Annotated in this window: 12 protein-coding genes and 1 tRNA gene; 5 read left to right on the top strand and 8 right to left on the bottom strand. The window is 69.4% G+C overall.

The window, feature by feature from the left end; genetic code table 11:
- Positions 1–23 precede the first annotated feature (23 nt).
- On the bottom strand, positions 24–1,226 hold the full coding sequence (locus H5407_RS04775) for a lipid-transfer protein (protein ID WP_183103396.1): 1,203 nt from the start codon (positions 1,224–1,226) through the stop codon (positions 24–26).
- Between the two features lie 166 nt (positions 1,227–1,392).
- On the opposite strand from H5407_RS04775, the gene H5407_RS04770 reads away from it, so the two are divergent.
- From H5407_RS04770 to H5407_RS04760, 3 genes are read left to right on the top strand one after another with little or no spacing between them, the layout of a single operon-like run.
- Entirely contained in the window at positions 1,393–2,418 is a 1,026-nt protein-coding gene (locus tag H5407_RS04770; protein WP_310737614.1) for an AraC family transcriptional regulator ligand-binding domain-containing protein, read from the top strand.
- Between the two features lie 50 nt (positions 2,419–2,468).
- Complete coding sequence (locus tag H5407_RS04765) at positions 2,469–3,416, top strand: RNA polymerase sigma-70 factor (RefSeq protein ID WP_183103289.1); 948 nt, start codon at positions 2,469–2,471, stop codon at positions 3,414–3,416.
- 50 nt (positions 3,417–3,466) lie between these two features.
- A complete protein-coding gene (locus H5407_RS04760; protein ID WP_183103288.1) occupies positions 3,467–3,946 on the top strand; it encodes a carboxymuconolactone decarboxylase family protein in 480 nt (159 codons plus the stop codon).
- Between the two features lie 29 nt (positions 3,947–3,975).
- Here H5407_RS04760 and H5407_RS04755 read toward each other — a convergent pair whose 3' ends face one another.
- The 3 genes from H5407_RS04755 to mnmH all read right to left on the bottom strand — a co-directional run bounded on the left by H5407_RS04755 (position 3,976) and on the right by mnmH (position 8,272).
- Positions 3,976–4,875 carry a hypothetical protein gene (locus H5407_RS04755; protein ID WP_183103287.1) on the bottom strand — a complete coding sequence of 300 codons (900 nt, stop codon included), beginning with the start codon at positions 4,873–4,875 and terminating at the stop codon, positions 3,976–3,978.
- On the bottom strand, positions 4,872–7,121 hold the full coding sequence (locus tag H5407_RS04750; protein WP_220800478.1) for a M1 family metallopeptidase: 2,250 nt from the start codon (positions 7,119–7,121) through the stop codon (positions 4,872–4,874). Before H5407_RS04750 ends, H5407_RS04755 begins: the two co-directional genes overlap by 4 nt.
- Before the next feature lie 98 nt (positions 7,122–7,219).
- Entirely contained in the window at positions 7,220–8,272 is a 1,053-nt protein-coding gene (gene mnmH / locus H5407_RS04745; RefSeq protein WP_183103286.1) for a tRNA 2-selenouridine(34) synthase MnmH, read from the bottom strand.
- An 86-nt stretch (positions 8,273–8,358) separates the two neighbouring features.
- Here mnmH and selD point away from each other — a divergent pair, with 86 nt between their 5' ends.
- The gene (gene selD / locus H5407_RS04740; RefSeq protein ID WP_183103285.1) at positions 8,359–9,417 is read left to right on the top strand and encodes a selenide, water dikinase SelD; all 1,059 of its coding nucleotides are present in this window, start codon (positions 8,359–8,361) and stop codon (positions 9,415–9,417) included.
- A 10-nt stretch (positions 9,418–9,427) separates the two neighbouring features.
- Here selD and H5407_RS04735 read toward each other — a convergent pair whose 3' ends face one another.
- The gene (locus H5407_RS04735; RefSeq protein ID WP_183103284.1) at positions 9,428–9,973 is read right to left on the bottom strand and encodes a carboxymuconolactone decarboxylase family protein; all 546 of its coding nucleotides are present in this window, start codon (positions 9,971–9,973) and stop codon (positions 9,428–9,430) included.
- 212 nt (positions 9,974–10,185) lie between these two features.
- On the opposite strand from H5407_RS04735, the gene H5407_RS04730 reads away from it, so the two are divergent.
- Positions 10,186–11,088, top strand: coding sequence for an AraC family transcriptional regulator (locus tag H5407_RS04730; protein ID WP_183103283.1), 903 nt, complete (start codon positions 10,186–10,188; stop codon positions 11,086–11,088).
- Positions 11,089–11,094: 6 nt separating this feature from the next.
- On the opposite strand, the gene H5407_RS04725 is transcribed toward H5407_RS04730, so the two are convergent.
- The 3 genes from H5407_RS04725 to H5407_RS04715 all read right to left on the bottom strand — a co-directional run bounded on the left by H5407_RS04725 (position 11,095) and on the right by H5407_RS04715 (position 12,499).
- Entirely contained in the window at positions 11,095–11,439 is a 345-nt protein-coding gene (locus H5407_RS04725) for a zinc ribbon domain-containing protein YjdM (RefSeq protein WP_183103282.1), read from the bottom strand.
- 385 nt (positions 11,440–11,824) lie between these two features.
- Positions 11,825–12,226 carry an avidin/streptavidin family protein gene (locus tag H5407_RS24820; RefSeq protein WP_183103281.1) on the bottom strand — a complete coding sequence of 134 codons (402 nt, stop codon included), beginning with the start codon at positions 12,224–12,226 and terminating at the stop codon, positions 11,825–11,827.
- A gap of 197 nt (positions 12,227–12,423) precedes the next feature.
- Positions 12,424–12,499 (bottom strand) — tRNA-Asn (locus H5407_RS04715).
- Between the last annotated feature and the right edge of the window lie 4 nt (positions 12,500–12,503).

Genomic DNA, 12,503 nt, shown 5'->3' with positions numbered 1-12,503 from the left:
ATGAGGGGCTCCTGTCCGTCGTGTCAGGCCGCGGCGCCTTGGCCGACCTTCTCGTACAGCGTCACCACGCAGGCGCCGCCCAGGCCCAGGTTGTGCTGCAGGGCCAGGCGTGCGCCCTCGACCTGGCGCGCACCGGCGTCGCCGCGCAGCTGCTGGACCAGCTCGGTGCACTGGGCCAGGCCCGTGGCGCCCAGGGGATGGCCCTTGCTGAGCAGGCCGCCGGAGGGGTTGGTCACGATGCGGCCGCCGTAGGTGTTGTCTGCGTCCACGACGAACTGCTCGGCGCCGCCGACAGGGCAGAGGCCCAGGGCCTCGTAGGTGATGAGTTCGTTGTGGGCGAAGCAGTCGTGCAGCTCGACGACATCCAGGTCCTGCGGCCCCACGCCGGCGGCCTCGTAGACCTGGCGGGCCGCGCTGCGTGCCATGCCGAAGCCGACCAGCTCGCGCATGTCGTGCGACTCGAAGGTGGCGGGGCCGTCCGTGCTCATGGCCTGGGCCCGGATCCGGACGTCGGCCCGCAGGCCGTGTCGCGCCGCGAAGTCCTCGGAGCAGACCAGCGCCGCCGCCGCGCCGCAGGTGGGCGGGCAGGCCATCAGGCGGGTCATGACGCCCGGCCACATGACGGGCGCCTGCAGGACCTCCTCCTCGGTGAGCACCGTGCGCAACAGCGCCAGGGGGTTGTTGGCAGCATGGCGGCTGGCCTTGGCCCGGATCTTGGCGAAGGTGCTCAGCTGCGTGCCGTACTGCTGCATGTGGGCCAGGCCGGCGCCGCCGAAGTAGCGCAGGGCCAGGGGGATCTCGGCATGGCCGACCAGCTCGTCCGTGGTCTGGTCGAAGCGGTCGAAGGGGCTGGGGCGGTCCTTGAAGACCGAGCCCAGCGCGCCGGGGCTCATCTGCTCGAAGCCCAGGGCCAGCACGCAGTCCGCCGCGCCGCTCTCCACGGCCTGGCGCGCCAGGAAGAGGGCGGTGGAGCCGGTGGAGCAGTTGTTGTTGACGTTGATCACCGGGAGGCCGGTCATGCCGACTTCGTACAGCGCGCGCTGGCCGGCGGTGCTGTCTGCGTAGACATAGCCCACATAGGCCTGCTGCACCTGGCCATAGGCGATGCCGGCATCGGCGAGCGCCAGCCGCGTGGCCTCGGCCGCCATCTGTGGATAGGGCGCGCTGGCGCCGGGCTTGGTGAAGGGGATCATGCCGACCCCGGCGACGACGACCTTGCGATTCATCATGGGCTGCTCCTTGGGCCATCCCGATGCGGGTGGCGCCGCACCTGCCTTGGGCGGCCTGCCGATGCTAGGCAGTGCGGGGCACTGCGGCGATTGCAAAAGGCGTCGGCCCGATGTCATTTCACCTCGCCCCGGGCCGGCGCCGGGGGCGCTACAGTGCCGGGCTGTGACTGCCCGCAAGCCTGCCCCGCCCGCCCCGGCGCTGACCGTGGGCATCGAGTTCGCGCTGAACCTGCTGTCCGGCCTGCGCCGGCGCGGCATCGACGGCAGCGAGCTCCTGCGCGAGGCCGGCATTCCTGTGGAGGCCCAGCACCAGCCCGGCGCGCGCATCGCCACCCTCCAGCTGGCGCAGCTGCTGCGCGCCCTGATCGAGCGCCATGACGACGAGGTCCTGGGCATGCTGTCCCGGCCCTCCAAGCGCGGCTCCTTTGCCCTGCAGGTGCGCGCGGGCATCGCCGCGCCGACGCTGGAGCAGGCCATCCGCCACATCGCCCATGTGTTCCGGCTGCTGCATGACGACCTGAGCCTGGTCCTGGTCCACGAAGGCCAGGAGCTGGCGGGCGTCGCGCTGGACTTCCACCAGGCCGAGGCCGCGTCCAATCCGCATCTCCATGAGCTGGTGCTGCGCGTCTACTGGCGGCTGTTCGCCTGGCTGGTGGGCGGGCAGCTGCCGGTGGTGCGCTTCGACTTCGCCTATGCGCGGCCGGCCTACTCGGAGGGCTATGGCCCGATCTTCCCGGCGCCCTGGCGCTTCGAGGCCGCCCGAAGCGCGATGTGGTTCCAGGCCGAGCGCCTGCAGCTGCCCGTGTGCCGGGACGAGCAAGCCCTGCGCGCCTTCCTGGCCGATGTGCCCGTGCAGGTGATCCTGCCGCGGCGCGATGCCGGCGCCAGCGGCCGCGTGCGCTCGCACCTGCAGCGCACCCAGCCCCTGTGGCCGGACCTGGAACGCACGGCCCAGGCCCTGCACCTGTCGCCCAGCACGCTGCAGCGGCGGCTGGCCGCCGAGGGCAGCAGCTTCCAGGCAATCAAGGACCAGCTGCGCCGCGAGGTGGCCATCTACCGCCTGCACACCAGCGACACGCCGCTGGCCAAGCTGGCCGTCGAACTGGGCTTCTCGGACACGGCGGCCTTCCAGCGTGCCTTCAAGCACTGGACCGGCCTGCCGCCCGGGGGCTACCGGCAGGGGCGCTAGGCGGTGGCCCTGTTTGTCACAAGAAGCCGCCCCGATTCGTCTTGCCTGGCATGAACGACCCCACCCGTTTCTTCCAGCAGCTCCGCCCCCGGCTGCAGGGCATCGCCTACCGCATGCTGGGCTCCCGCGCCGAGGCCGAGGAGCTGGTGCAGGATGTGTGGCTGCGCTGGCATGCCGCCGAGCAGGACGCCATCGCCAATGCCGAGGCCTGGCTCGTGACGGTGACCACGCGCCTGTCCATCGACCACCTGCGCGCGGCTCAGGCGCAGCGAGCGCATTACGTGGGCTTCTGGCTGCCCGAGCCCTGGCTGGAGCTGGACGCGCGGCCGCCCGCTGCGCACGTCGAGGGCCCGGCCACGCCCGAGGAGCAGCTGGCGCGGGCCGACGACATCTCCATGGCCTTCCTGACCCTGCTGGAGCGGCTGACGCCTGAGGCCCGTGCGGCCTTCCTTCTGCGCGAGGTTTTTGACGCCGACTACGCGGAGGTGGCCCAGGCCCTGGGCAAGAGCGAGGCGGCCTGCCGGCAGATCATCTCCCGCGCCCGGGGGCAGTTGAAGGCGCAGCGGCCGCGCTACCAAGTCCCGGCTGACACCCACTACCGCCTGCTGGCCGGCTTTGCCGAGGCCGCGCGGCAAGGCGACTTCCGCCGCCTGCAGGCCCTGCTGGCCGAGGACGCCGAACTGATCAGCGACGGCGGCGGCGTGGTGCCCAGCTTCGGCCGGGTGCTGGCCGGGGCGGCTCGCATCGCACGGCTGTATTTCGCGGCCTGGCGGCGTCATGCGCTGGGCCTGCACTCCCTGCAACTGGCGATCGTGCGCCTGAACGGGCAGTGGGGCCTGCTGCGTTTCATCGACGGGCGGCTGGAGTCCGCCCAGTGCCTGGAGACCGACGGCCAGCGCATCACCCGCATCCACACGCAGCGCAACCCGGAGAAGCTGAAGGGCCTGGCCGAGGCCTGGGCGGCGGCTGTCACACGGCGGGAGGCGGCCGCGTCTTGAGTGATGAAAGCCCGGGGTGCCCGGGCTCCATTCACTTCAGGAGTCTTTCCATGTCCTCTCGTCTCGACTACACACAGCAGGCCCCCGACGCTTTCAAGAAGTACCTGGACTTCGCCCTCAGCCTCAAGAAAGGCCCGCTGGAACCCTCGCTCGCGGACCTGCTGACGCTACGGGCCTCGCAGCTCAATGGCTGCGCCTTCTGCCTGGATATGCACGTCAAGGAGGCCTACCTCCACGGCGAGCGCCCGCTGCGCCTGCACCATGTGGCGATCTGGCGCGAGTCCCCGCTGTTCTCGCCGCGCGAGCGGGCGGCCCTGGCCTGGACCGAGCTGCTCACCCAGCTGCCCGCCCACGGCGTGGTGGACGCCGACTACGCGGCCGTGCGCGCCCATTTCAGCGAGGCGGAGCTGGCGGCCCTGAGCTTCGCCATCGTGGCCATCAACGGCTGGAACCGCCTGGCCATCGCCTTTGCGGCCGTGCCGGGCTCCAAGGACGAAGCCTACGGGCTGGTGTCGGCCGGCCTGGCATGACCTGACCCTCTCGGGCCTCAAAGGAAACCTCAGCGGGCGCCCACCTGGCGCCCGTACTGCACCAGGGCAAACACCCGGGCGGCCCGCAGCCAGGCCAGAGCCAGCACCAGCAGCAGGCTCAGCACGGCGGCGCCCGCCAAGCCCAGTGGGCCAATGGGCAGGACCTGGATGCGGGCCCAGCCCATCAGGGCCCCCAGCAGAAGGCCCAGCAGCAGCAGGCCCAGGCTCAGGCACAGGCGGGACGGGCGACGCAGCAGGCCGCGCACGGCGCTGCCCCAGGCCTTGACCACCGAGCGGCGTTCCGGCTCCAACACCAGCAGGGCGCGCGTCGCGTCCAGCGAGGCCATGACCAGCAGAGCCAGGGCCAGGGCAAGCAGCAGGAAGGCGTGGCGGTGCAGGTCCAGGTCCGACTCCAGCAGCCAGTGCCGCGCCTGCTCGTCCACCATGTCTGTCAGGTTGCCGGTCAGCGCGCCGATCAGGCCCAGGGGCAGCAGGCCCCACAGCCACAGCCGCGCCATTTGCGGGTATTCCTTCCAGCCGCCCAGCCACAGTTGGCCCAGCGTGGGGCGGCCCACGTGGAAGCGGGCCGCGGCCTGAACCATGCCGCTGAGCCAGGGCAGGCTCAGCGCCGCCAGCACCAGGCCCGGGAGGCCGGACAGGGGGCTGTACCCGCGCTGGGGCAGGTTGGCCAAGGCATCGACCAGCGTGGCCGGGTCGAGGTGCTGCAGCAGGCGATCAGCCGCCAGCGAGCGGTTGAAGTACTCGCCCAGCGCGCTCCACAGCGGCAGCAGCGCCAGCAGGGTGGACAGCGCCAGCACCAGCAGCCAGCTCAGGAGCAGGCGCCATTGCAGACCCAGGCGCAGCCCCGTCTGCAGGGCTGAGGGGAGGGGGGAGGGACGGGGCTTGCCCATATCGGTCACCGTGTTCATAGCGTGCTCAGCAGGGCCAGGAGGGACATCAGGGCGGCGCCGGCATCGCTGATGAGGCGACGGGTGCCGCTGCTGTCGGGCTTGAGGCGGCGGCTGTTGTCGGCCACGCTCATGTCCAGGCGCTGCGCCTGCAGCGGATCCAGCTCGGCCGAGACGACCTTGACGGGCTTGACCCAGCTGTAGCGCTTCCAGCGTTCCTGGTCGTCCCAGACCACCTTCTCCTCGCTGCCGTCGGCGAAGCGCACGATGAGGGTCTGCGGCTGGGCCGCGCCGCGCCGGCGCAGCGTGACGGTGGTGCGGTAGGGCAGGGCGCCGCCGTCCTTGGCCTCGGCATCGGGGTGGGCCTTGTCCCAGGCCTTGCGCTGGGCCCTGAGCTGCTTGCTGCGCAGGGACTCGGTCACTTCGCTGCCATTGGGGCCGTACAGGCCCAGCGGGGGCTCCACCTCCTCGCTCTCCAGCTTCTCGACGCGGTCATCGACGCCGGCCGCCGCATAGACATGGGTGTTGAAGACCTGCTCGATCAGGGCCGGCTTGCCCGAGACCTCGGCCAGCACGTCGCGCAGATCGGCCACCGAGGGGTGGCGGAATTTCCAGCGCTGGTAGTAGGTCTGGATGGCGCGGTCCATCACCTCGCTGCCCAGCTGCAGCTCCAGGCTGCGCATGACGGTGGCGGTGCGGGAGTAGACGCTGCCATAACTGCCGCTGGAGTAGCGGTGCCAGGAGTTGCTGCCCAGACCGTCCGGCGGATTACCCAGGGACGCGATGCGCTCGCCATCGAACACATCCACGCTGGGGTTGATGCCCAGTCGCTGCATCAGGCCCGTTGCCACGGGGATGCGGCGGCCGGCGGCCTGCAGCATGCGCTGGTCCCAATACTGGTTCATGCCCTCGTCCAGCATGGGCTCCTCGAACTCGTTGGAGGCCAGGATGCCGTAGAAGTAGCCATGGCCGAACTCGTGGATGGTGACGAAGTCCAGCCGGAATCGCTCGAAGCTGCCTTCCTTGTCGGTCTTGTAGGCGTCGGCGGTGAAGAAGGTGGGGTACTCCATGCCGCCGGCCTCGCCCGCATTGAAGGGCGGGATCACGGCGGTGACGGTGCGGTAGGGGTAGGGGCCCAGCGTCTTGGAGAACCAGGTGAGCGCGTCCTGGGTGGCCTTGAGTACGCTGGGCCTGGTGTGGGCGTACTCGGGCGGCGCGAGCACCTTGATCGTGACCTCGGGGCTGCCGGGGAAGGTCCAGCGGCCCGTCAGGGGCTGCTGGGTGCGCTTGTCGGCCGTCCAGGCAAAGTCATGCACATCTCCCTGGACGAATCGGTGGATGCTGCGCCCGCCTTCCTTGCGCGGCGCGCCCTGTTCCTCGCCGGTGGCGCCCACCACGTAGCCCTCAGGTACGTCCAGCGTGACGTCGTAGCTGCCGAAATCGGCATAGAACTCGCTGTGTAGGTGGAACTCGTGCGCATTCCAGCGCGGCTCGGTGGCGCCGCGCTCGCCGGGCAGCTCCAGCACGGCCATCTTGGGGAACCACTGGGCCACCAGGTGGAAGCTGCCGAAGTGGCCGGTGCGGGCCACGACACGCGGCAGCTGGTCGAAGAAGTCGATGTCCAGCACGGTGCTGCCCCCTGCCGGCACGGCCTGGGGCAGGTCCAGGCGGACCACGGTGCGGTCAGTCTTGGGGCCGCCGTCGGGCTGGACGAAGTGGTAGGGCACGGTGCGACCCTGCTGTTGCACCTTGCGCAGCTCGATGCGGCCCCATTCGCCGTCCTTGGATTCCACGTCGGTGCGGAAGGAGAAGCCCTGGCGCTTCTCCGTCATGAAGGTGCTGCCCTCGCCCTCGAAGGCGTTCAGGTAGAGGTGCAGGTAGACCGAGCGCACCTCACGGTCACTGCGGTTGCGCCAGCGCAGCTGCTGCTTGCCATCGACGGTGTGGCGGACGGGGTCAAGTCTTGCCTCGATGCGGTAGTCCACCACCCGGTCGGACAGCGTGGCCTCCTGGCCGCTGCGCGGGCCGCCCCAGGCCCGGGCGTCGCTGGACGTGCGAACCGCCGCGGCCATGCCATGGGCCAGGGCGATGCCGTCCAGCGAGGGCGGCACCGCGGGCGCGGCCGCGCTGGCCTGCGGCAGGGGCGCGGCGTCCTTGGGCTCGTCGTCATGCTGGCTGAGCTTCCAGCCGGCCGAGGCCAGCAGCACGAGGGCGAGGGAGAGCAGCCAGGTTCGGCGTCGTCGGATCCAGGCGGGCAGGGAAGGCATGGTCGGGCGTCTTCAGCAAGCGAAGAGGCCATTGGATACCGGCCAGACTCCGCGCCACAAGCCCGGGGATGTGCCCATGACCAAGCACACGGGTCTGGTCAGGCCACCAGCTGCCGGGCCGCCAGTGCCAGGTCTTGCGCCTCCAGGCGCGACATCACCAGGGGCCGGGCCTCGGCAAGGCGCAGGTAGTTGCTGCGCTGGGAGCGGGCATAGAGCGGGTCGTAGTGTTCCGTCATCAAGGCCTCGAACAGGGGCGCCAACTGGCCTGCGCGGGCCCAGGCCTGCCAGCGGGCGACGGTCTCCCTGGCATGCAGGCCGGTGTTGGCATTGAGCTGGCCCAGCAGGGTGGCCAGCTCCTCGCCGTCGTGGCCGAGGTAGGCGTAGTCCTGCAGCAGGTAGGCCAGCCGGGCATGCAGCGGAGCCTCGATGGCGATGCAGTCGCCGCCGCGCAGGGCGTCCAGCACGGCGTCCGGCAGCATCAGGCGGCCGATCTTGCGGCTCTCGGCCTCCACGAACACCGGGCGGGCGAGGTCGAAGCCCTGCAGCGCCTGCGCCAGCGCGGTCTCGAAGGCTTTCTGTGAGGGCTGCTCCTGGCCCGGCCAGCGCCCCAGGATGGAGCCCTTGTGCCGGGCCAGGGCCTCCAGGTCCAGCACCTGCGCGCCTTCGGCCCGCAGGGCCTGCAGCAGCGCCGTCTTGGCGCTGCCCGTGGGCCCGCACACGACCTGCAGCTTCAGCTGCGGCGCCAGGGTGTCGATCTGCGCCATCACGTGGGCGCGGAAGGCCTTGTAGCCGCCGTGCAGCTGTTGGGCGTCCCAACCGACCAGGCGCAGCCACTGCACCATGGTGCCGCTGCGCATGCCGCCGCGCCAGCAGTAGACCAGCGGCCGCCAGGATTTGGGCTTGTCGGCAAAGGTCTCCCGCAGATGCCGCGCCAGCTGCGCCGCCACCATGGCGCCGCCCACACGCTTGGCCTCGAAGGTGCCCTGCTGCTTGTAGAGCGTGCCGACGATGCGGCGCTCGTCGTCGTCCAGCACCGGGCAGTTGATGGCGCCTGGGAGGTGGTCGAGGGCGTATTCGGCGGGCGAGCGGGCGTCAACGATGCAGTCGAACTCGTGGATGCGTTCGGGCGTGATGGGGCGGGGGCGGGACATGGGCGGCGGCTTCCTGGCAGGCGGCACAATCCTCGCAGAAATCCGGCGCGCTTCACGCCGGATGCGAGGCCTCACCTGCTTACGCCATGAACGATTCCACCGCTCCCCGACTCACCCAACTGGCCCATGGCGGCGGCTGCGGCTGCAAGATCGCCCCGGGCCTGCTCTCGGACATCCTGGCCCGCAGCGCGCCCGGCGTGATTCCGCCCCAGCTGCTGGTGGGCACCGAGACGAGTGACGACGCCGCCGTCTGGCAGCTCAACGACGAGCAGGCCCTGGTCGCGACCACGGACTTCTTCACGCCCATCGTCGATGAGCCCTTCGACTTCGGCCGCATCGCGGCGACCAATGCGCTGTCTGACGTCTACGCCATGGGCGGCACGCCCATCATGGCCCTGGCCATCGTGGGCATGCCCATCAACACGCTGAGCCCGGATGTCATCGGCCGCATCCTCGAAGGTGGGGCCAGCGTCTGCCGCGAGGCGGGCATTCCCATCGCGGGCGGGCATTCCATCGATGTGGTCGAGCCCATCTACGGCCTGGTGGCCCTGGGTCTGGTGCACCCGAAGAAGGTGCGTCGCAATGCCGACGCGCGGCCGGGTGACCGCCTGGTGCTGGGCAAGCCGCTGGGCGTGGGCGTGCTCTCCGCCGCCCTCAAGAAGGGCCTGCTGGACGCGGCGGGCTACCAGGAGATGCTGGCTCACACCACACGGCTCAACAAGGTCGGCGCCCAGCTGGCACAGCTGGACGCCGTGCATGCCATCACCGACGTCACCGGCTTTGGCCTGGCCGGCCATCTGCTGGAGATCTGCCGCGGCTCCGGCCTGCAGGCGGCGGTGGACTGGCGGCAGATGCCGCTGATCCACAGCGCCCTCGTCTTCGCGCAGCAGGGCATCTGGACCGGCGCTTCGACCCGCAACTGGACGGCCTACGGCCATGAGGTGGGCGGCGTCGAGGGCTGGTCGGACTGGCAGCGGGCGCTGCTCACCGACCCGCAGACCAGCGGCGGCCTGCTGGTGAGCTGCAGCGCCGAGGCTGTGCCCCAGGTGCTGCAGTGCTTCCGTGACGCAGGCTTTGCGCAGGCGGCGGAGATCGGCGAGCTGCAGGCGCCGGACGGTGCTTCGGCGCGCCTGCAGCTGCGCTGATCCCCAGGCCTCAGGCCGCGCGGCTCAGGGGCACCGGCGGGAAATCGACCGGCACCTGGAAGGCCACGTTGACGTAGTTGGTGAAGAGGTTCAGGGCCACGTGGGCCAGGATCTCCACCGTCTCGCCTTCGGAGAAGCCGGCGGCGCGCAGGGCCTGCAGGTCCGCATCCTTCAGCTGGCCGCGGTGCTCCACCAGCTGCAGCGCGAAGCGCAGGGCCGCGGCCGTGCGCGGGTCGGCCGACTCGCCCTGCTGCGCGGCGCGCAGCTCCTCGGGTGTGGCGCCGGCCTTGCGGCCCAGTGCGGTGTGGGCGGCCAGGCAGTAGTCGCAGCGGTTGCGGTCCGCCACGGCCACGGCGATCTGCTCGCCAAGGCGGGCGCCCAGGCTGCCTCCGCCCAGGGCGCCGAAGAAGGCCCACATGGCCTGCAGCGCGGCGGGCGAATGGGCGACGGTGCGGAACATCTTGGGCGTGCTGCCGAAGGCCTGCTGGATCTGGTCCAGCACCGGGCGGCTGGCGGCGGGCGCTTGCTCGGGGGAGGGCAGGGAGAGGCGGTTCATGGTCGATCCTTTCATCGTGGGGTGGACAGGTTCATGCCCTGAGGCATGGCGCCAGTGTCTCGTTCATGATTGGATGAAATGGTTCAATTCGTATTTGAAACAGTCCAATTGGTACAAATTTTGCTTCAAGCCGCTGAGGCGCCGAAGTGCAAGAGACGACGACTGCCCCGCCCGGGCACGAGGCCATGAAGAACCCAGCAAGACCTGACCCCATGGACGCAAGACCTGACCCCGTCCTGGCACCCACCACGCCGGACGGCGAGGGCCTGGACCGCCTCTCCGGCCTGCTGGAGCGTTGCCGGGTGCGCGCCCATCTCTTCCATGCCGGCCCGCTGTGCGGGACCACGCATTTCGCGGCCGAGCCCGGGCGCGGCTTCCTGCATGTGATGCGTCGGGGCGAGATGTCGCTGAGCCATCCCGGCGGGCAGGAGGGCGCGCCGCGCCGCCTGCATGTGCGCGAGCCCAGCCTGCTCTTCTACCCCAGGCCGCTGGCACATGATTTCCACAACGCGCCTGCCGAGGGCTCGGACTTCACCTGCGCCACGCTGGCGTTCGAGGGGGGGGACGCCCATCCCCTGGTGCGGGCGCTGCCGCCGCTGGTCGTGCTGCCGCTGGCGCAGGTCGAGGGCCTGGAGTCCTGCCTGGGCCTGCTCTTTGCCGAGACCGGGCGCGTGCAGTGCGGCCAGCGTCTGATGGCGGACCGGCTCTTCGAGGTCCTGCTGATGCAGCTGCTGCGCTGGATGCTGGCCCACCCGGAGGCCAGCGGCCTGCCGGCGGGCCTGTTGCGCGGGCTGGGGCATCCGCAGCTGGCGCGTGCCTTGGTGGCGGTGCACGAGCGGCCAGGCGAGGCCTGGAGCCTGGAGCGCATGGCCGCGGAGGCGGGCATGTCCCGCAGCCGTTTCGCCGGCTTGTTCAAGGACCTGATGGGCGACACCCCGGCCGAGTATGTGCTGGCCTGGCGCCTGAGCCTCGCCTGCCAGGCTCTGCGCCGCGGCCAGGCCGTCAAGCAACTGGCCGACGAGCTGGGCTACGCCACGCCCTCGGCCTTTTCGCGGGCCTTTGCACAGCGGATGGGGTGTTCGCCGAGGGAGTGGGTGGCGAGGGAGGGCGCCTGAGCCAGCTCAGACCTTCTTCACGAACTCCGACTTCAGCCCCATGGCGCCGATGCCATCGATCTTGCAGTCGATGTCATGGTCGCCCTCGGCCAGGCGGATGTTCTTGACCTTGGTGCCCACCTTCACGACCAGGGAGGAGCCCTTGATCTTGAGGTCCTTGATGACGGTCACCGTGTCGCCGTCCTGCAGCACATTGCCCACGGCGTCCTTGATCACACGCACCTCCTCGGCGCCTTCTGCCGCCGCGGCCTGGGCGGACCACTCGTGGCCGCACTCGGGACAGACGAGGTTGGCGCCGTCCTCGTAGGTGTAGGTGGAGGCGCATTGGGGGCAGGGGGGGAGGGTGCTCATGGCGGTGGCTTTGATGCGAAAGATAAGAAAGAAAAAAGCCCCGCTGCATGCACAGCGAGGCTTCTGAATTTGGCTCCCCGACCTGGGCTCGAACCAGGGACCTACGGATTAACAGTCGCGCGCACTGTCAGTCCTAAGTACAAGATTTGTAAGGGAGCCCTTGCAGTTTACACCCTGCGACTTCTTGCTTTCGAGCTCCTGGCGGAGCCTGATACGATGGAGATGGATTCATTTTTCAAAAATTGCATTGAAATCAAGGTAACAACGCGGAGTTTTGCTGAGCGTCATTGAGCCGGCCTAGGATCGAGCCAAGGGCCTACGGATTAACAAGCCCATGACTTGTGTCAAGTCGGCTGGATCGGTTGGCCCTGATTTCAAAGTGGTCTCAACGTGTAAAGTCGTCGGCGCCGGCCAGCGTGGACAGCCAGAGCTTTTCGGGCTCGTCTGGGTCGGGCACATTTGTCACAAGGTGCCAAAGGGTCTTGATGCAGGGAGCAGTTTGGTCGTTGACCAGCTGGCCCGTCCATGCAGTCATAGACCCACCTGGCCACAAGACCAAAAAGGAAATTAGGTCGCCGGAAACAGTCCCTTTGAGCGAACCAGTCACCGGACCACCACCGCTACTGCTAGCACTCGTATACGAACCGGTTACGTCCGATCCAGTGACCGCCAGAGTCATTTCGGAGTGCATCTGATTCTTCCAGCGACCTAGCCAGGACGCTGCCGAGGCAGGTCCCAAGGCGTTCTCAGTCGAAAGGGCAACGCTTAGCGCAGACTCATGGTTCATCGACATCTCCCTCAGCAAGACCACCTCGCTGTACGCGACAGTCTGATCGTTCGGGCCTTAGGTGGCAAGTCCGGCTTTCCTCCGATGATGCCGCGCCATGGGCCGAGGCTTCGTTGAGTTAGTTTTGTCATTCCCCTATGTTTCCCGGCCCAGCAAAGAAAAAGCCCCACCCGCTTTCGCGAATGAGGCTTCTGAGTTGGCTCCCCGACCTGGGCTCGAACCAGGGACCTACGGATTAACAGTCCGGCGCTCTACCGACTGAGCTATCGGGGAATCG

Origin of the sequence: Mitsuaria sp. WAJ17 (assembly GCF_014174515.1) — a bacterium.
In the GTDB taxonomy this organism is placed as follows: Bacteria; Pseudomonadota; Gammaproteobacteria; order Burkholderiales; family Burkholderiaceae_C; genus Roseateles_B.
Note: the sequence above shows the minus strand (reverse complement) of the source record. Positions and strands in the feature narration are given on the sequence as shown.